Below are 17,308 nucleotides of genomic sequence, written 5' to 3' on the forward strand. Positions count from 1 at the left end.
ATTATTTTATAAATAATTACTTTCCTAAATAATGCCTTGTGACAACATCGCATCCGCCACTTTGACAAAGCCAGCGATATTTGCGCCTTGTACGTAGTTAGTTTGTTGCTCTTCTCCACCGTATTCTACGCAAGCCTGATGGATATCGAGCATAATGTGATGTAAGCGAATATCCACTTTTTCCGCTTTCCAACTCAGGCGTGCTGCGTTCTGTGCCATCTCCAGACCCGAAGTTGCCACGCCACCCGCATTAGCCGCCTTACCCGGTGCAAACAAAACGCCTGCATCAAGGAAAGCTGTAGTAGCCTCAATCGTCGCAGGCATATTGGCGCCTTCCGCAACCGCTTTCACACCATTTTTGATCAATGTTTGTGCTGCTTCCAAATCCAGTTCATTCTGCGTCGCACAAGGCAAGGCTATATCCACAGGAATGGACCACGGATCCTGGCCTTTAAGGAAAGTCAGTCCACGCTCTTTGGCATACTCTTCCACACGGCCGTAACGCTGATTTTTGATCTCTTGAAGATGAGCCAGTTTCTCCGGTGTAAAACCCTCTTCATCCAATACCGTACCGCCTGAATCCGATACTGTGACGACTTTCGCCCCCAATTCCATACATTTTTCAATGGAATACTGGGCGACATTCCCCGCACCGGACACAGATACTCGCCTGCCTTCAAGTTCCATACCATGACGTTTAAGCATCTCATGGGTGAAATAAACCAGCCCATATCCGGTAGCTTCAGGGCGGATCAGGCTGCCACCAAAAGAAAGGCCCTTACCCGTAAAAACGCACGCCGTATTGTTCGACAGTTTTTTCATCATACCTGCCATAAACCCAACTTCACGGCTGCCTACACCAATATCCCCGGCTGGCACATCGGTATCTGGTCCCAAATGACGGTAAAGTTCTGTCATCAATGCCTGACAAAATCGCATAATTTCACCGTGGCTTTTCCCTTTGGGATCGAAATCAGAACCCCCTTTTCCGCCCCCCATCGGCAACGTTGTTAACGCATTCTTCAATGTCTGCTCAAAACCTAAAAATTTCAGGATAGAAAGATTAACAGAAGGGTGAAAACGCATTCCGCCTTTAAACGGCCCAATAGCTGAACTGAACTGAACCCGCCATGCGCGGTTAACCTGTACTTTCCCTTGATCATCCACCCAGCAGACGCGGAATTGGATAACTCTTTCCGGCTCCACCAGACGTTCCAATAACCCTTGCTCACAATATTGTGGGTTTTGTTGCAGAAAAGGCCAGAGAGAAGTCAACACTTCTCGTACTGCCTGTAGGTATTCTGGTTGATGCTGATTACGGGATTGAACCAAATCGAGAAACGAAACTAAAGATAATGAAACATTCATTCGGGCTTCCTTTTTGTCATGCAGATGTGATGACCCCCTGCCATTTTCCATATTATTTTTTTGTCGAAAATGTGAGGTAGTTACGGTTTGCTTTCTGAATATAGCACTGTTCTATGCTTAAATTTCAACAACTATTTTTATGTATTTTCTCAAAAATACCTTTGACAATTTCTAAACCAGTTTCATTATCTTTTCTGCGGATAAAAAAATCGCCTGCATAAGCAGGCGATTTTACGGAATAAAATATCAACCGAAGATTATTCTTCGTCACGCAAAGGAACAATCAACATATCAACATGAACGGTGTTAATAAGCTGGCGTGCTGAAGACATCAACTTACTCCAAAAATCCTGATGGTGGCCGCATACCACCAGATCCATATTGTATTGCTTAATCGCATCGACAAGGACTTGCCCTAAATCACCACTGCCACTCAACGTTTCCTGAACGGGATAATCTGCACTAGCAGAGAGTTCTTTCAGGGAATTACGCGTTTCATCCGCAATACGCTCCTGCATATCGCCAAGGTTTACGTCAATCAGGCCGGTATAAAGATCAGAGTAGTTAACATCAACATGGATCAGGGAAATTTTGGCATTGTACGGTTTCGCCAATGATACCGCTTTTTCCACCAAAATCCGGCTTTCCGGGGATAAATCAACCGCAACAAGAATATGTTTGTAAGCCATAAGAACTCCTTCCATAACGTCGTTTAAATGGATAGGCAACATTAAACGCCATGATTCGATGTTTATACTATAACCGCTCAATGTGTCTTTTGAGTGTTGTTGTGATCACAACTTATTGTTTTACTTTCAAACCAGCTACAATAGCGGATTATATGCCTTACGATAATACCTGCTGGACACTGTATTTTTAACTAAGATTCAATATAGTTATTATTCAAATCAAAACGTTTCTTATTGGTTTCTTCTTTTGCTGGCAGCTATTAGCAACCTTTACTGCCACAATCAGGAGGGGGAAGTATGTTCAATACCATTGCACTATTTTGGGCAGTTTGCCTTATCTGCATTATTAACATAATGCGCTACTGTTCTTCGCTCCGTGTACTTCTGTCAATTTTACGTGAATCAGATCCCATGCTGTATCAATCCGTTGATGGGAATGGTTTTTTTAAAGCTAATGGTCAATTCAATAAGCAGATTCGGCTCGTGCGTTATATCAATTCACAAAGTTATCTTAACCATCACGACCCTGATGTCGTCTTATTATGCGAAAGGATGAGGAAACAATTTATATTGACAGAAATACTCTGTGGCGTTGTTCTGCTTTGCCTGATAGCGATGATGATTTGACGTCATAGTCAGCAACCGGCGCAATACAACGCCCGTGCTGAGCTGAAGGCTACGATTCCACGTCATGAAACGGCGAACACGCTCCATGATGGGATTTAAAAATTTCAGGCGGGCTTAGACCGTGCGATCGAGCAGGGCGGGGCGGGTTCCCGCTTTGCGCAAAAATCATCCAATATGCAGTTATTGATAATTTCTCACGTTCAATACGATTTTATTGATAGGTTTTGATATCTAACCTGCGTATTTATCGATCTTTGATAGGGTTATTTTCACTCACAATAACCCTATCAAAATGTGAGATCCCGCCCTGTGCGATCGAGCTTCCTCTGTTAATGATACAGAACCCTTAAAATTTAGGATTTCTCCATTCGTAAGTTAAGTGTTCAATAAAACTTCTTACCCTCTGAGGAATAGGTTCCCTACGAGCTCTGATTATACTTATCATTGTTTCTTTTTCTTTCCAATCTGGCAGAACTCTAACCAATTTACCTGTAGCTATCTCATCTTTTACATCCCATTTTTCCCTCAGCGCTATACCTAGTCCAGCAAGACACCATGCTTTGATAGCATGGCTATTATCGCTACGTAAATTTCCTGAAACAGTAATTTCAATTTGCTCTTTTGACTTATTTAATGACCATGTGTGTTGAAAAAGACCAGGGTAAGAGAACAGAAGACAATTGTGATTTTTGAGTTCATTAGGATGTGATATAGCCCCGCTTTTCATATATTTTGGTGAGGCAACTAAAATACGCTCGCTAACGGCAAGAGGTGTGGCTATTAATCGAGAGTCAGCCAACTGACCAAAGCGTAGAGCAAGATCTAATTTATTGCTGTATATATCAATTACCCGATCAGTCAACTGTAAATCGAAATTGACTCTGGGATATTTATCTATAAATGAAATAATTTCTTTGGTGATATATTTCTCCCCAAATGCGACTGGGGCTGTTATTTTAATATTTCCTTCCAAATTATTATTTCCTTTATTATCTATAGTATAGATGTTTTCTAAAAGTGATAAAGCTGTACGCACATATTTCTCAATAGCTGTTCCCTCATCGGTAATTTTTATCATTCGGGTATTTCGTTCGAACAAACTGACATTTAAGGCAGCTTCCAGTCGTGCTATCTGCTTACTGACGCTTGAAGGCGTTTTATTCATTATTCGCGCAGCTGCTGAAAAACTATTAGAGTCTATCACAGTTAAAAAAGTCACAAGATCATCAAGGTTACTGAGAGCCATAGAGTTGTTCTATTTTGGAAAAAGAGGATAGTCCATTTTATCTTTTTAGGATTATGTATCAATGCATTTAAACTACTACTCATTCTGTTGACCAAGAAATTGATTACCCTGGTAATTATTTTAATAAGGTAATAATTATGCCTCTTGCTATATACCAGGGCGGCGGTTTATTCAGCAGAGAGATGGCTTTCAGAGCCGCCATTTTCCGGGGTGAGTTTTTCCTGCGCGATGAAATCTTTTAGGTGACGGCTTACCGTACTTTCATAAATACGCAAGGCCTGTGCAATCCTCTGGGCAGTCCAGCCCTCTGACGCCAAAAGCACGGCCTTGATGCGATCACAGACCCGGCTATCTCGAGTTGTATCATGCATCAATTCGAGGGCACGTTTTTGTTCTGGTGTCAGATGAATTTTCATGGTTGCAAGCATGATCTGGTTTGGATAAGAAATCAAGCATCTTCAATAACGACGGGTATATACTAATGGCTATCAATTATTGTGACAATTGTTCACAAGTGATATTCCAAATAACTTATAGTACTCAATAAGTTAGCTAGGCATTATCATATTTATAGAATTTTCACTCTAGGAGTATGATATGCCACTCGCATTGTTAGCATTGGCTATTAGCGCATTCGCTATTGGCACAACAGAGTTCGTTACAACGGGATTGCTGCAAGATATTGCACATGATCTCAGTATTACAATTCCTCAAGCTGGCTACCTCACTTCCGGGTATGCGCTAGGGGTTGTTGTAAGCGCCCCAATATTAACTATCTTGCTTGCACGTTTTAATCGCAAACATACGTTAGTTTTTTTGATTCTTCTTTTCATCATGGGTAGTGTTATTTCTGCTCAAGCAGAAACCTTCAAGCAACTGATGTTTGGCAGAGTTTTATCGGCTTTTTGTCATGGTGCTTTTTTTGGTATTGGCGCTGTTGTTGCTACAACCGTTGTCGCACCAAACAAAAAAGCCAGTGCGATAGCTCTGATGTTCACTGGTTTAACGTTAGCAAACGTTGTAGGCGTGCCTTTAGGTACCTTTTTTGGTCAAAATTTTGGCTGGCGTACCGCATTCTGGGCAATTACGTTGTTGGGCATTCTAGGGTTTATTGGCTTAACATTGTTAGTACCAAAACAAATATCTGAACGCAGTTCTATCCTGAGCGAGCTAGCTGTATTTAAACGCCCACAAGTTTGGTTAGCATTAATGATGACAGCCGTTGGATTTAGTGGACTATTAGCCTCCTTTGCTTATATTTCTCCAATGATGACTGAGGTAGCTGGATTTGCTCCTGAAAATTTAGCATGGATCCTGTCTATATATGGTATCGGTTTGGTTATTGGTAATATTGTTGCGGCAAAATTTGCAGACAAGGCGCTGATTCCCACAATCCTCACTTTATTGACCTTACTAGTGTTGGTATTAGTACTGTTTACTTACACCATTCATATCAAACCTCTCGCTATTATTACTGTGTTTTTACTTGGTGCTATTGGCTTTGGCACTATCCCACCATTACAGATGTACGTCATGGAAAAAGCTGCTGGCGCACCTACACTCGCTTCTGCGGCCAATATTTCCGCATTTAATTTGGGAGCATCGGGTGGAGTCTGGTTAGGTGGTATCGCAATCAATGCGGGTTATGGATTTGTATCACCCAACTGGATAGGCGCTATTACAACTGGAGTTGGTCTACTCATTACCATTTATGCGGTTAGGCAAAAACGAACTCTGGTATTGGAAAACGGGTCATGCTCCAAATGATTAGATAATATGATGAATTCCCCACTTTTTGTTATGGATGAGAGATGGCTAAAGTTGATGTGGTTTGTCGGTACTGTCACAAAACTCAGGGATACCGCTCGCGTCCTGAATGTCGGCATTAACACGGTCATTCGCACACGAAAAAACGCACTCCCAGAAACATAACTACGCTGCCGCTTGCAGGGGGTGATATTCAGATTATCTGTGAAATAGATGAACAGTGGTCATTTGTCGATAACAAGCGAAATCAGCGTTGGCTCTGGTATGCCTGGGAACCCAACCTGAAGCGGGGAGTGGCACATGTTTTTGGTGATGGTAGCCGGAACACGCCGAAAAAACTGCGGGCACTCCTGTCTCCTTTTTACATTCAGTTCTACTGTACGGATGATTATGCTGTTTACGATTGCCGACCTGAGGAAAAACACCTTAACCATTGGAAGCATGACCAATGCCTTGAAGGGTAGGATCTTACGGTATATTGGATAAACAAAAATAAAAAAGGGTTGGCCTACAATAACAAACAACCCTTTTTTCTAAGATGTGATTAGATCAGTTTCAGGGCGATCCAATACAGTAAGCCCGACAATGCAATGGAAATCGGCAACGTCAAAACCCACGCCAACATGATATTCTTGATGGTCTTACTCTGCACACCACCACCATCAACCAACATCGTCCCCGCTACCGCAGAAGAAAGCACTTGTGTCGTGGATACTGGCATACCCGTATAGCTGGCAACACCAATAGAAACCGCAGCAGTCACCTGTGCAGAAACACCCTGGGCGTAAGTCATGCCTTTTTTGCCAATCTTCTCACCGATAGTCACAGCAACACGTTTCCAGCCAACCATTGTGCCTAAAGACAGGGCAAGAGCCACGGCAACAATGATCCATAATGGCGCATATTCCACCGTACTGAGCAAATCCTTACGCAGCTTATTCAGGAAACGTGCATCTTCAAGGCTGGTTTCTGGCAGCTTAGCCACAACGTTGGTTGTATCAGCAGCGCACATCAACATACGGCGCATACTGTTACGTTGATCCGGCGTTAACTCGTTGAAGTTTTGAGTACTCGCCAACATGCTTTCAGCCTTATTCAGCACCACTAATGCGCGTGAGCTATCGCAATGGAACGTCAGATCGAGTTGATCTTCAACAGAAGAAGCGGCTGGATTTAGTTCAATCGCATGAGTCAGCGCTGGAGTATGCTGCCCATAATACTGCTGCAAGTGGACAACGGCATCACGAGTGCGAGCAATATCATAACTGGTTGAATTCATATTGACGACAAACCCCGCAGGCGCGACACCAATCAGAACCAGCATAATCAAACCGATACCTTTCTGACCATCATTCGCTCCGTGGGAGAAACTCACACCAACAGCAGAGAGGATCAGGGCAGTACGTGTCCAGAATGGGGGTTTACGTTTGCCATCCTGTTTTTCACGCTCAACAGGCGTCATATGGATACGACGACGTTTTTTTGTACCACTCCAATAACGACGCAGTAAAAACACCATCGCTCCGGCAATGATCAGGCCAACAAGAGGAGACAGGATCAAGGACATGAAAATCTGTATCATCTTCGGAATATTCAACGCGTCAACCACTGAAGAACGGGTCACTATCGCATTAGTCAGGCCTATGCCGATAATAGAACCAATCAACGTATGGGAACTGGATGCAGGAATACCGAAATACCACGTCCCTAAATTCCAGATGATCGCCGCCAGCAGCATGGAAAAAACCATAGCCAAACCGTGAGCTGAACTGACATTTAGCAGAAGATCCGTAGGTAGTAGATGCACAATCGCATAAGCGACACTTAACCCACCAAGGAGAACACCCAAAAAGTTAAAAACCCCTGCCATCACAACAGCAAGCTGTGAACGCATTGCCCGGGTATAAATAACAGTTGCTACTGCGTTTGCGGTATCATGAAACCCATTGATGGCTTCATAGAAAAGCACAAACAACAGAGCAAGCACTAACATAAGGCCGGTATAAAATTCCAGGCCAGTAAACAGATGTAGCATAAACGTTAAGCCAGTTAGTAGGACATGAACGCGCGCATTATCAGTGACAAATGGTAGCGGGAAAAGAGAAATATGACCTTTTTTTGATTTAATGATGGTCAAATGACATAAAAATTCTTGCATTTATTAATAATATCAAATGGTTATTTAATTTTAATATTTTGATATTTTTTTGATGAAAAATAACTTTTTACCGCAGAAAGTTAAACCAAATGCCTATTTTTCTCCGTAGTTCGTGAACAGAACCTTCACAATGCAGTGAATTCCCACAATTAACTCGGCCAAAAGAGACAAATGAATGGAAAAATTTGATGTAGTGATTATTGGTGCTGGCGCTGCCGGCTTATTCTGTGCTGCACAAGCAGGACAGGCTGGGTTAAACGTTCTGGTACTGGATAATGGCAAAAAAGCGGGTCGCAAGATTTTGATGTCCGGTGGCGGGCGCTGCAATTTCACCAACATGTATACCGAACCAGCAGCATACCTTTCTGCCAATCCCCATTTTTGTAAGTCAGCACTTGCTCGCTATACCCAGTGGGATTTTATTGCTCTTGTACAACGTTATGGTATCCCTTACCACGAAAAAACATTGGGGCAGCTTTTCTGCGACGACTCAGCCCAACAAATCATAGACCTGCTTTTAAAAGAGTGTGAAAGAGGACAGGTAACGATTCAATTGCGCAGTGAAGTGACTCATGTCGAGAAGAAAATGCAGGGTTTTGTCATTACGGCGGCAGGAAGAAAGGTAAGCGCCCACTCACTTGTTGTGGCATCCGGTGGTTTGTCCATGCCGGGCTTGGGAGCCTCTCCTTTGGGTTACCGTATCGCGGAACAATTTGGACTCAACATCCTGCCTACACGTGCAGCATTAGTTCCCTTTACCCTGCATAAACCACTACAGGAACAACTTCAAACCCTTTCCGGTGTCTCAGTTTCCTCTGTTGTGACCGCAAAAGATGGCACCGTATTCAGGGAAAATATTCTGTTCACCCATCGCGGTCTTTCCGGCCCGGCTATTTTACAGATTTCCAGCTATTGGCAGCCAGGTGAGTATGTGAGTATTAACTTACTTCCTAATACAGATTTCGGGAGTTTTCTGGATAAGGAACGGGAATTTCATCCCAATCAGAGTTTGAAAAACACACTGGCTAAATTACTGCCCAAACGTCTGGTGGAATGTTTACAGTCCCTGGGGCAATTGCCGGAACTGTCTTTGAAACAACTTAATGGCGCACAGCAAAAAGCGCTAATCACAACCCTGCAATGCTGGCAGGTGCAACCCAATGGTACGGAAGGTTATCGTACAGCAGAAGTTACTCTTGGCGGCGTGGATACTCACGAGTTGTCATCAAAAACGATGGAAACCCATAAGGTGAAAGGGTTGTACTTTATTGGTGAAGTAGTCGATGTAACCGGTTGGCTTGGTGGGTATAACTTCCAGTGGGCATGGAGTTCGGCGTGGGCTTGTGCACAGGCGTTGGTGTTGTGTGGAGATAATAAGGTTTGCCTATAAGGTAATTTTAGACAATAAAATTTCCCGTAAGAACAATTTTAATTATTGTTCTTACATAGCAGCCTCATTGGATTCTCCATAAATGGGGCATGACAGAATACTATATGACTGTTATGAACCACAAAGAATGAGAAACAAAGATTAATAGGGAATTTGTCAAAATAAACGGGATTTCGCGGGAATAATTTCAGGGAATTCACAGAGTTGGGATGTGAGTTATAGAACAGCTCCGACTTCTCGTGCAGACTTACCAAAATGAGAAAAATTTTGAATTAGACGTTTTTGATTCACATATTTTGGTAAATGTAGGGCGTGCACGATCATCTGTTTAAATCATCTTTAAATACTCTTTAACTAATGGGCCAGGCAGCCCATTAGCTGGCTTTGCTCTTTCCGCTTAAATGGCGGTCAGTATCCTTTTGCTCTTCTTCTCGGATAGATTCCAAAAATCTCTGGCGCTGTTCATCCGTCAATGAATCGTACATGCGAGCGACGAATAGAGCATGGTTAGATATAGACTGCTCTTCAGACTGGGGTGAGTTTAGCTCTTCCACCTGAGTTGTGTTTAACAATATATTAATTCCTTGCCTAAAAACTTTATCGAGAACTGCTTCTCTTTCTGTTGGTGTCATTCTTTCAAGAATTTCAGACCATGCTTGTTGCTGATTTGTTTGTTTGTTTTGTACTTCGATATTCTGTTGATGGCTCATGACATTCATTAGAGCCAAGTAATTTCACTTCATCATATGTAGCATATTTATTTACAGTGCGCCCTGTAGTTAACCACTCAAATGAGCATCCTGTAACATCAGCAATATGAGCAATCCTATCTAATGCAGGGAATGTTTTTCCACTTACATAATCTCTTATGGCCTTGTCAGACATACCACATTTTTTGGCAAATGATTTATATGACTCTCCTTGAATGAGCGTAGATAATCTCTCTCCAAAGCGTGTTATTACACTTCCCTGAAAAACATGATCTGTGTCTTTCGCTTCTTTTTCGTAGTTTTTAATCATAAATACATACCACACAGATAGTTACAATGCTGGGCGTCCAGAATCTTTTTGAGTATAAAAACACGCAATCTATTTACATGCGTGTTTTTATACGCTGTATTTGTATCCATACCGATAATCGTTATGAGTTATCGGAGCAAATTATCGGAACAGATAAGTATAAGGATCGCATGATGTCGTTAATCTCGCAAGAAGACGTAGATTGGCACCGCGCAGATATCCGCGCGGCATTAGAAAAACGTGGCACAAATTTACGCACTCTATCGATAGCAGCAGGTTTGGCAGCAGATACATTACGTAATGCGTTAGTCAGACCCTGGCCTAAAGGGGAGAAGATCATTACTCAGGCTATTGGGGTTGAACCTGCAATTATTTGGCCGAGCCGTTACGTAAAACAATAACCATGCGGGGTAATCCCGCCGATTTAAAGGTGTGGAACTGATGGATATTTGGATTACTGCTAAAGAATGTATTGGTCTGCCGGGCTTGCCTACAATGCAGCACAACATTCGTGCGAATCTGGATAAGCTCGCAGGTGAATATCGCCGTAAGCGCTCAGGTTCAAAATCTTTTGAATATCCCATTAATTGCCTGCCACCTGTTGCCCGTGCAGCGGTACTGAAAAAGCAAGGCGTGATAGAAGTTGCAGGCAATCCGATTGAGATAAAAAAACGCCAGACTGAAAGCTATTCCCGTGAGTTGCTTTGGCAGGGTTGGAACAACGCCAATGAAAAACAGCGTGGAAAAGCACGCGAGCGGTGTGAAGTGGTTATCGCTGTGGCGGAATTACTGGACAGTGGCATTGATACGCTGACCGCGTTTGATTCCGTGGGGGAAGCACTGAAAATTGCTCCGGCGTCTATCGTGGGCATGGTACGGTCGGTGTGATGTTCGTCATGGATGAAGAGCCTAATATCTTCCCCAATGCAGATGATCTAAACCGGGTCAAAGACTACCTGACCGGACATATCAATCCGGTGACCAACCAGGTGGAAGGCAAAACCACAGGCGCAGAGCTTATCGTGATAAGTCCCATCGCAAGGAAAATCGACTTCGTTATTCGTTTATCCCCCAATACGGAAGAAGTGCGCGATGCGGTTAAAGCCAGCCTGAAAATTCATTTGGAAAGCCTGCGTCCCGGTGGTTTGGCGTTTCTGTCTGAAATCCGTGCGACCATTTCTAACACACCGGGTGAAATGGATAACACAGTAATCAATCCAACCAGCGATATGCACGCGGCAGAAAATGAGATTTTTGTGCTGGGGGCGATCACATGGCGATGACAGCCAGCGATTACCAGCGCGCCGGACTGCAATTGCTGCCGAACGGCTTAGCCTGGTCAAAAGATCCCGACGGCAATCTGGCCAAACTGATGCTGGCAACCGGGGAAGAATTTGCCCGGGTGGATACCATTAATGCGGCGTTGTTAGACGAGATCTACGCTGACCGGGCGTTTATGTTACTGGAAGACTGGGAAGAGTTTGCCGGGTTGCCTGACTGTAGCATTGACAGAGGGTCATCGATTAACAGCCGCCGTCAGGCCGTCAAAACCAAGTTAATTATGTCCGGCAGCTTGTGCAATCAATTCTATGAACGGCTGGCCGCCGACCGTGGCTATCGTGTCAGACTGGAAGAACGTTACCCGCATCACTGTCTGCGCGCCTGCAATTATCCCATTTACCCCGATATCAACTGGTTTCGCGTGTTTGTCCATGTCGCCGACCGACAGACACATTTTGCTACCGTTCTGGACAACTGCCAGCAACGCCTGCGCATTGCTGACGCCGCTGACCTGGAATGTCTGCTGGAACGTTATGCACCAGCCGAAACCGAATTTGTTTTTATTTATCAGTGAGGAATAACGATGTTCGGACTCGATAACCCGTCAGGCATCAGCGTGATGCCTGCCATCACCCCAACCAATAATTCCACGCCTCAGTGGTTTACTGAAGGTGGCGCGGGATTAAGTGCCAGTTATCCAGGGCAGGAATGGTTTAACCAGATTCAGGCGGAATTGCTGAATGTGCTGAAAGAGGCTGGTGTTACACCGGATACCTTAATCAGGGAGACTTAACCAGTGAGCATTTTATCGAATATCCTATTGGAGATAATTTTGAACCTATTAGGGTATATAGAACGGGTGATCTTGCATATTTAGGCAGTGAAGGTGTCTATTATTTTGCTGGAAGGAGTGACACTCAGGTAAAAATCAAGGGAATGAGGGTCGAGCTTGAAGAAATCAAAGTTGTCCTGGAAAGTCTAGATTTTGTAGAAAGTGCAGCAGCGTTGGTTAATGAAGGGCGACATGGGCGTAATTCTCTGGCGGTTTGCATACAAATTAGCTCTAATGAGAAAATATTGCAGGAAAAAACTGGTAAAGACGAACTGGTTTCAGTTTTTAAGCAAAAACTGAGCGAGCTGATTCCAGACTATATGGTCCCAAGTGTTTTTGTTTTTGTTGATTCAATGCCGCATACAGTTAATGGAAAAATTGACATGCGAAGAATAAAAACGCTCATAGATGAACGTAATGTCGAAGAGTTGATTGCTCCTAGGAACTCAACCGAGGAAGCCATTCTTGAAATATGGACAAGTGCTTTAGGAATTGAAGCTATCTCTGTTACTGATGATTTCTTCGATCTAGGTGGTGATTCGTTGAATGCTGTTGATATCATCTTGTCTATCAATGCGCGTTTCAATACTAAGTTACCGCTTCATATTATTTTTACTGCCCCAAGAATTGAGAAAATTGCAAGGATTATTGACAAAGGACTTACCGAAAAATCTTCTCGATTGGTTTGTTTGCGATCATCGGGAACAAAGTCTCCGATATTTTGCTGGCCAGGGTTGGGAGGATACCCCATCAACTTAAGAGCGTTGGCCGAAAAAATGACAGGCGAACGGCCGTTTTATGGAATTCAGGCATTCGGCATCAATGAAGATGAGATTCCTTATAGCTCACTCGAAGAAATGGTTTCTGCCGATATTGCAGAAATACGTAAGATTCAGAAAGAAGGGCCATACTATCTTTGGGGGTATTCATTTGGATGCAATTTAGCTTTTGAAGCAGCATTTCAGCTTGAGGAAATGGGAGAAAAAGTGGAGCAAATTGTTTTGCTTGCTCCCGGTATGCTGAAAGGGTTACCTACAACAAACCTATCTGACGAATACGATAATAAGGGGTTAATTACGCTGCTCTTTACAGTTTTCTCACGCAATATTGATGATCCTGATTTGCACGAGTGTTTGAAAACATCCTGTAATGAAGTCAGTTTTATTGAGTTTGTTTGCCAGAAATATTCAATCTCCAATTCTGATCTAGTTAGGCGAATCTCTAAAGTGGTAATTGAGTCGCAGCGAATTTCACACGAACGCAATAATGAAGCACAAAAATCTATAACTACCCCAGCATACATTTTTAGTGCACTTAACGATGAATTTTCTGTTTTTGAGAATAAAATAGATTGTTTCCGAGGAGGACGGGAAATTATAAAACTCAATGTCACTCATTTTGACTTCTTGATGGAACCCGGTGTTAATCATCTTATGTCGCTCATTACTAAACATGTTCCTTCTCTGTGAAAGAATAGGAGTTTTGCAATCCGTGATTAAATAAGTTCCTTTTTGAATTCATATTATACCAGGGCAAGAGCGTGAGTGCTTAAATTAAAAACAACACGAACAATATCCAAACTATTTTGATGACAGGATGTGTTGGGTTGCTTTAAATTTAATACAATTGAGAGTTATTTTCGCTCCAATTGTGTTCATAAAACGTTCACGCTCTCGCCCTGATTACAAATAGCGAAAGTTTCTCAGAAAGCATAAGAATATCAAATGAACGTTTTCACGTCATGACCTAATATACATTGTACATAATGAAATAAACCCTATTATTTTAATAGGGTTTATCAACCGTTGAAATAAATTTCAACCTAATTCAAGTGAGGCCTGCGCATTATTTCCTTGTTTATAAACTATCTGTGGTGTTCCGCGATACATCCTGCAGGTATGAAAAAGAGTATGGAATCCAAATGAATCCAAGAGATTAATCGTTGTTTGTGCATATTCAGGAACATCTAGTGTCACAAGAGCGTTTTCTGGTATTTCCCTAATAGCCGTCAAAAAAAGAGCCTTTATATGATCCTGATCCTTTGCGTAAAACGGTCCGATCCTATACCCATCATTAGATTGACGCAATCCGATCAGCCCCTTTATATTCTGATTCTCTGAGAAGATAAAGCCTTTGCGATTATTACCAAAAAACCAAGAAGTAAGTAACCTGTCACGAGGATATCCAATAATACTTGCATCAAACTCTATCACTGATTGGATGGTGCTCTGGTCAATAATATTAATATTCGGTGTGTTTACTTTGCTAACTGAGTTACCTGATGCTTGTCCTTGAATCCTAAATGTATGATAATAACTTTTAAATCCCCACTTAGCATAATTTTTTTCCTGCTCTGACACAGCATCTAAAGCAATTATGCGTTCTCCAGCATGTTTAATGGCAAACTTCCAGAGTGCAAAACCGATACCTTTACCACGAAATTCAGGTTTAACAATGTAATATCCGATATTTGCATAATTTTCGTTAAAATTCACGACAGCCATAGAAGCAATCGGCTTTCCTTGCAAATAACTGATAAAAAAACCTTCATTATCAACATTAAAAAAGAGAGATTCATCTCCAAATCCCGGATTCCATTTTTCCTGACGAGCCATTTCGACTACATTCAACCATTCAGTCAGTGTGGCAATTTTTATCTGAATTTCTTCTTTAGATTTTTCTGCAGCAGAATTCATAAAGTATCTCCGATACAAAGTCCATATTTTATAACCTCATCATAGAGAGAATCTTTAGCTATAACCGTTTATTTTAGATAAAAAATCTTCATTTATGATCCAATAATACTTCTAAAAAAACCACTAAAGACAATGTTACCTTTTATTATTAGGTATATTCATGTATCCAAGATGTTGATTGGCTTTAAACCATAATAAATAAGTTATATGAACACCAACCTCATGCAAGTAGTAAATAAAATTTACTGACAAAATAATAGAATATAGCCATATATCGCAAAGCCATAGGATTTGTGGAGACCCACTAAGAGTCTTCACATGTATTTTAGACATTACGTTGCAATGAATTATTCATGGCAAAGACCGTGCTCAACAAAGAGATAATGAGGAGAACAATTACTACCCATGCAAAGGATATTGCACCTGCTCTATCAAGCAAAATACCACCGATGATACCGCCACCAGCAACTGCGGTATTCCAACCTGTCGTATAAATAGATTGTGCAACATCAACTGAATTACCCGCGAAACGAGCCAATGCCGTTTGAGTGATAGTAGCAAATCCGCCGAAAGAGAGGCCCCAGATAGCCATACACAGATAGACTATCTGTGGAATGTTACCCCAGAGACCGAGCAACAGGGCTGTAAAAGCAAAGATCGCGATACTCGCTACAGCAAGGAATTGTAGTCGTCGATCGACCATTATACCGACAAACCATAGACCAACTATCGAGCCAAGTCCAAAGATGAGCAGAATAATATCCACATTCTTGGATAAGCCTGAAGATTCAAGGAAAGGCTCGATATAAATATAGAGAATGTTATGAGCGATAACGAAGGTAAAGATAACAAATAATACGGCACGAATACCTGTTTTCATAAATACGCCAACAAGAGACTGGCGCTGCTCCTTAACTTGGCCAGGAAAATCTGGAACGATGGAGATCACCCACATGATGAGCAACAGTGCTAGGACAGACATCAGTCCAAAAGCGCCTTGCCAACCGATGAATCGACCGAGTAACGAGCCAAGCGGCACACCGAGTACCAAAGCGATGGTCGCGCCCGTACCAGATATTGCAATCGCTCTCCCACTGAGATGAGAGGGTGACATACGCACCGCATAACCAGCTAGCAGTGACCAGACGATTCCACCGAAAACACCAGCGAAAAAACGAGCTACCAGTGAGACATTATAGTTACTGGAAAGCGCAGTGATAAGATTAACAACAGCAAAACCGAAGATCGCTATCAATAGTAAAGGGCGTCGCCGCATGCCTTGTGTAAGGGCTGTCACAGGAATGGCAGCAACCAATGCTCCTATAGCATAGGCAGTGATAAACTGACCAGCTAGGCTTTCTGATACCTTTAAGTCTTCTGCAATAGAAGAAAGCAATCCGGCTGGCATGATTTCGGTCAGCAGCGTGATAAAGGCAGCCATCGCCAAAGCAAGCAGTGCTGCTATAGGTAAACGTTCAATTTCCTTGTATTGAGCAGATGTAGTCGTTTTATTCATCAATTAAATTCCTCAAGTCGAGTAGCTCAGCCCTTAACAGAGCGTAACTTTGATATGGTGCACACTCACATAAAGAAGAAAAATAGGCTATAATGAACAACATATATGACAAATATGTCATATATGTTATTAAAAACATGAAAGCCTTAACTTTCTTAAACTACACCTTTCTGTCCGGCCTTATATTCCAGTTTAGAAGCAAAACGATACCATGAAGTATCGGCGATATGTTTTGTCAACCTTGAGTTTTTTAACGCATTTGATGATTTCAAGGTCTCGACTATCACGGCTTGGTTTTCGTCAATAATCTGTCTTGAAAATTTATGCTGAAAATCGTGGCGGACATTGGCTGTGTGTTCATGGCATCTTGCAACTTATTTCTTGCCTTAGCCCAATTTCTTAATCCTTTCTGTTTTGAGTTAAAAAAACAGTCAAAGTTAATTACCACCTGTTATAACGTTTGCGAATCAAATGCTTTAAGTCAGATATTTTCTCGATTTTTTTGCCACTGGAAGGTAACGGCTTCAACAGCCTATTCAGAATCTTTTTCAGACGTGACTATTTTTCATGTATCCTATTGGGATGAGAAAAGCCTACCTTAACGCGATGCTCGACTTTTATGATGAGTTGAAATGACATAGCCGCTCCTTTATAACTTTAAGTCGTCAAAAATAGAGAAATAAAGGAACAAAAGGCTATGTCACAACAATAGTATATC

At 42.2% G+C, this 17,308-nt stretch carries 20 protein-coding genes and 1 pseudogene; 11 read left to right on the forward strand and 10 right to left on the reverse strand.

Annotated features, from left to right (window positions below):
* Positions 1 to 24: 24 nt before the first annotated feature.
* Both gdhA and uspA read right to left on the reverse strand, forming a co-directional pair.
* Positions 25 to 1,368 (reverse strand): NADP-specific glutamate dehydrogenase, encoded by a 1,344-nt coding sequence (gene gdhA / locus ABLA76_RS11295; protein WP_348987987.1) that lies wholly within the window; start codon positions 1,366 to 1,368, stop codon positions 25 to 27.
* 257 nt (positions 1,369 to 1,625) lie between these two features.
* Positions 1,626 to 2,057 carry a universal stress protein UspA gene (gene uspA, locus ABLA76_RS11300; RefSeq protein ID WP_285809044.1) on the reverse strand — a complete coding sequence of 144 codons (432 nt, stop codon included), beginning with the start codon at positions 2,055 to 2,057 and terminating at the stop codon, positions 1,626 to 1,628.
* A 297-nt stretch (positions 2,058 to 2,354) separates the two neighbouring features.
* Here uspA and uspB point away from each other — a divergent pair, with 297 nt between their 5' ends.
* The gene (gene uspB / locus ABLA76_RS11305; RefSeq protein ID WP_047766371.1) at positions 2,355 to 2,684 is read left to right on the forward strand and encodes a universal stress protein UspB; all 330 of its coding nucleotides are present in this window, start codon (positions 2,355 to 2,357) and stop codon (positions 2,682 to 2,684) included.
* A 346-nt stretch (positions 2,685 to 3,030) separates the two neighbouring features.
* On the opposite strand, the gene ABLA76_RS11310 is transcribed toward uspB, so the two are convergent.
* Together ABLA76_RS11310 and ABLA76_RS11315 are read right to left on the reverse strand one after the other, a co-directional pair.
* Positions 3,031 to 3,930 carry a LysR family transcriptional regulator gene (locus ABLA76_RS11310; RefSeq protein WP_348987988.1) on the reverse strand — a complete coding sequence of 300 codons (900 nt, stop codon included), beginning with the start codon at positions 3,928 to 3,930 and terminating at the stop codon, positions 3,031 to 3,033.
* Positions 3,931 to 4,100: 170 nt separating this feature from the next.
* Positions 4,101 to 4,346 (reverse strand): annotated as a pseudogene (locus tag ABLA76_RS11315) (helix-turn-helix domain-containing protein); the annotation flags it as partial.
* Positions 4,347 to 4,527: 181 nt separating this feature from the next.
* Between ABLA76_RS11315 and ABLA76_RS11320 the strand changes: the two are divergent.
* The 3 genes from ABLA76_RS11320 to ABLA76_RS11330 are packed head-to-tail and all read left to right on the forward strand — an operon-like array spanning position 4,528 to position 6,161.
* Positions 4,528 to 5,697 carry an MFS transporter gene (locus tag ABLA76_RS11320; RefSeq protein ID WP_348987989.1) on the forward strand — a complete coding sequence of 390 codons (1,170 nt, stop codon included), beginning with the start codon at positions 4,528 to 4,530 and terminating at the stop codon, positions 5,695 to 5,697.
* Positions 5,698 to 5,706: 9 nt separating this feature from the next.
* Complete coding sequence (locus ABLA76_RS11325) at positions 5,707 to 5,862, forward strand: IS1-like element transposase (RefSeq protein ID WP_348987990.1); 156 nt, start codon at positions 5,707 to 5,709, stop codon at positions 5,860 to 5,862.
* Between the two features lie 44 nt (positions 5,863 to 5,906).
* Complete coding sequence (locus tag ABLA76_RS11330) at positions 5,907 to 6,161, forward strand: IS1 family transposase (protein ID WP_348988008.1); 255 nt, start codon at positions 5,907 to 5,909, stop codon at positions 6,159 to 6,161.
* A gap of 80 nt (positions 6,162 to 6,241) precedes the next feature.
* Here the strand turns inward: ABLA76_RS11330 and pitA are convergent, their stop codons facing one another.
* Positions 6,242 to 7,732 (reverse strand): inorganic phosphate transporter PitA, encoded by a 1,491-nt coding sequence (gene pitA, locus ABLA76_RS11335; RefSeq protein ID WP_348987991.1) that lies wholly within the window; start codon positions 7,730 to 7,732, stop codon positions 6,242 to 6,244.
* 298 nt (positions 7,733 to 8,030) lie between these two features.
* Here pitA and ABLA76_RS11340 point away from each other — a divergent pair, with 298 nt between their 5' ends.
* Positions 8,031 to 9,245 (forward strand): NAD(P)/FAD-dependent oxidoreductase, encoded by a 1,215-nt coding sequence (locus ABLA76_RS11340; RefSeq protein ID WP_348987992.1) that lies wholly within the window; start codon positions 8,031 to 8,033, stop codon positions 9,243 to 9,245.
* 374 nt (positions 9,246 to 9,619) lie between these two features.
* Here the strand turns inward: ABLA76_RS11340 and ABLA76_RS11345 are convergent, their stop codons facing one another.
* Together ABLA76_RS11345 and ABLA76_RS11350 are read right to left on the reverse strand one after the other, a co-directional pair.
* The gene (locus tag ABLA76_RS11345; RefSeq protein ID WP_348987993.1) at positions 9,620 to 9,817 is read right to left on the reverse strand and encodes a hypothetical protein; all 198 of its coding nucleotides are present in this window, start codon (positions 9,815 to 9,817) and stop codon (positions 9,620 to 9,622) included.
* 73 nt (positions 9,818 to 9,890) lie between these two features.
* Positions 9,891 to 10,265, reverse strand: coding sequence for a helix-turn-helix transcriptional regulator (locus ABLA76_RS11350; RefSeq protein ID WP_348987994.1), 375 nt, complete (start codon positions 10,263 to 10,265; stop codon positions 9,891 to 9,893).
* A 173-nt stretch (positions 10,266 to 10,438) separates the two neighbouring features.
* On the opposite strand from ABLA76_RS11350, the gene ABLA76_RS11355 reads away from it, so the two are divergent.
* From ABLA76_RS11355 to ABLA76_RS11380, 6 genes are all read left to right on the forward strand, one after another.
* On the forward strand, positions 10,439 to 10,666 hold the full coding sequence (locus ABLA76_RS11355) for a helix-turn-helix transcriptional regulator (protein WP_348988010.1): 228 nt from the start codon (positions 10,439 to 10,441) through the stop codon (positions 10,664 to 10,666).
* 40 nt (positions 10,667 to 10,706) lie between these two features.
* The gene (locus ABLA76_RS11360) at positions 10,707 to 11,153 is read left to right on the forward strand and encodes a DNA-binding protein (protein WP_348987995.1); all 447 of its coding nucleotides are present in this window, start codon (positions 10,707 to 10,709) and stop codon (positions 11,151 to 11,153) included.
* Complete coding sequence (locus ABLA76_RS11365) at positions 11,153 to 11,548, forward strand: baseplate J/gp47 family protein (protein ID WP_348988011.1); 396 nt, start codon at positions 11,153 to 11,155, stop codon at positions 11,546 to 11,548. Before ABLA76_RS11360 ends, ABLA76_RS11365 begins: the two co-directional genes overlap by 1 nt.
* Positions 11,539 to 12,120 carry a putative phage tail protein gene (locus ABLA76_RS11370; protein WP_348987996.1) on the forward strand — a complete coding sequence of 194 codons (582 nt, stop codon included), beginning with the start codon at positions 11,539 to 11,541 and terminating at the stop codon, positions 12,118 to 12,120. The genes ABLA76_RS11365 and ABLA76_RS11370 overlap by 10 nt, the downstream gene beginning before the upstream one ends.
* A gap of 9 nt (positions 12,121 to 12,129) precedes the next feature.
* Positions 12,130 to 12,339, forward strand: a complete 210-nt coding sequence (locus ABLA76_RS11375) for a hypothetical protein (protein ID WP_348987997.1) — start codon at positions 12,130 to 12,132, stop codon at positions 12,337 to 12,339.
* A 143-nt stretch (positions 12,340 to 12,482) separates the two neighbouring features.
* The gene (locus tag ABLA76_RS11380; protein WP_348987998.1) at positions 12,483 to 13,847 is read left to right on the forward strand and encodes a thioesterase domain-containing protein; all 1,365 of its coding nucleotides are present in this window, start codon (positions 12,483 to 12,485) and stop codon (positions 13,845 to 13,847) included.
* A gap of 348 nt (positions 13,848 to 14,195) precedes the next feature.
* Here ABLA76_RS11380 and ABLA76_RS11385 read toward each other — a convergent pair whose 3' ends face one another.
* From ABLA76_RS11385 to ABLA76_RS11395, 3 genes are all read right to left on the reverse strand, one after another.
* Entirely contained in the window at positions 14,196 to 15,074 is an 879-nt protein-coding gene (locus ABLA76_RS11385) for a GNAT family N-acetyltransferase (protein ID WP_348987999.1), read from the reverse strand.
* A gap of 325 nt (positions 15,075 to 15,399) precedes the next feature.
* Positions 15,400 to 16,590: an MFS transporter gene (locus tag ABLA76_RS11390; protein WP_348988000.1), complete on the reverse strand. Its 1,191-nt coding sequence runs from the start codon at positions 16,588 to 16,590 to the stop codon at positions 15,400 to 15,402.
* A gap of 155 nt (positions 16,591 to 16,745) precedes the next feature.
* A complete protein-coding gene (locus ABLA76_RS11395; RefSeq protein WP_348988012.1) occupies positions 16,746 to 16,898 on the reverse strand; it encodes a hypothetical protein in 153 nt (50 codons plus the stop codon).
* Positions 16,899 to 17,308: the final 410 nt, after the last annotated feature.

Source organism: Xenorhabdus sp. SGI240 (assembly GCF_040081915.1).
In the GTDB taxonomy this organism is placed as follows: Bacteria; Pseudomonadota; Gammaproteobacteria; order Enterobacterales; family Enterobacteriaceae; genus Xenorhabdus; species Xenorhabdus bakwenae.

What these genes read in the sequence shown, in the direction of transcription:
- uspA (WP_285809044.1), bottom strand. Translation starts at nt 2,057, where the DNA reads ATGGCTTACAAACATATTCTTGTTGCGGTTGATTTATCCCCGGAAAGC.
- ABLA76_RS11385 (WP_348987999.1), bottom strand. Translation starts at nt 15,074, where the DNA reads ATGAATTCTGCTGCAGAAAAATCTAAAGAAGAAATTCAGATAAAAATT.
- ABLA76_RS11320 (WP_348987989.1), top strand. Translation starts at nt 4,528, where the DNA reads ATGCCACTCGCATTGTTAGCATTGGCTATTAGCGCATTCGCTATTGGC.
- gdhA (WP_348987987.1), bottom strand. Translation starts at nt 1,368, where the DNA reads ATGAATGTTTCATTATCTTTAGTTTCGTTTCTCGATTTGGTTCAATCC.
- ABLA76_RS11370 (WP_348987996.1), top strand. Translation starts at nt 11,539, where the DNA reads ATGGCGATGACAGCCAGCGATTACCAGCGCGCCGGACTGCAATTGCTG.
- ABLA76_RS11390 (WP_348988000.1), bottom strand. Translation starts at nt 16,590, where the DNA reads ATGAATAAAACGACTACATCTGCTCAATACAAGGAAATTGAACGTTTA.
- ABLA76_RS11355 (WP_348988010.1), top strand. Translation starts at nt 10,439, where the DNA reads ATGTCGTTAATCTCGCAAGAAGACGTAGATTGGCACCGCGCAGATATC.
- ABLA76_RS11380 (WP_348987998.1), top strand. Translation starts at nt 12,483, where the DNA reads ATGAGGGTCGAGCTTGAAGAAATCAAAGTTGTCCTGGAAAGTCTAGAT.
- ABLA76_RS11375 (WP_348987997.1), top strand. Translation starts at nt 12,130, where the DNA reads ATGTTCGGACTCGATAACCCGTCAGGCATCAGCGTGATGCCTGCCATC.
- ABLA76_RS11365 (WP_348988011.1), top strand. Translation starts at nt 11,153, where the DNA reads ATGTTCGTCATGGATGAAGAGCCTAATATCTTCCCCAATGCAGATGAT.
- ABLA76_RS11325 (WP_348987990.1), top strand. Translation starts at nt 5,707, where the DNA reads ATGATGAATTCCCCACTTTTTGTTATGGATGAGAGATGGCTAAAGTTG.
- pitA (WP_348987991.1), bottom strand. Translation starts at nt 7,732, where the DNA reads ATGCTACATCTGTTTACTGGCCTGGAATTTTATACCGGCCTTATGTTA.
- ABLA76_RS11340 (WP_348987992.1), top strand. Translation starts at nt 8,031, where the DNA reads ATGGAAAAATTTGATGTAGTGATTATTGGTGCTGGCGCTGCCGGCTTA.
- ABLA76_RS11360 (WP_348987995.1), top strand. Translation starts at nt 10,707, where the DNA reads ATGGATATTTGGATTACTGCTAAAGAATGTATTGGTCTGCCGGGCTTG.
- ABLA76_RS11350 (WP_348987994.1), bottom strand. Translation starts at nt 10,265, where the DNA reads ATGATTAAAAACTACGAAAAAGAAGCGAAAGACACAGATCATGTTTTT.
- ABLA76_RS11310 (WP_348987988.1), bottom strand. Translation starts at nt 3,930, where the DNA reads ATGGCTCTCAGTAACCTTGATGATCTTGTGACTTTTTTAACTGTGATA.
- uspB (WP_047766371.1), top strand. Translation starts at nt 2,355, where the DNA reads ATGTTCAATACCATTGCACTATTTTGGGCAGTTTGCCTTATCTGCATT.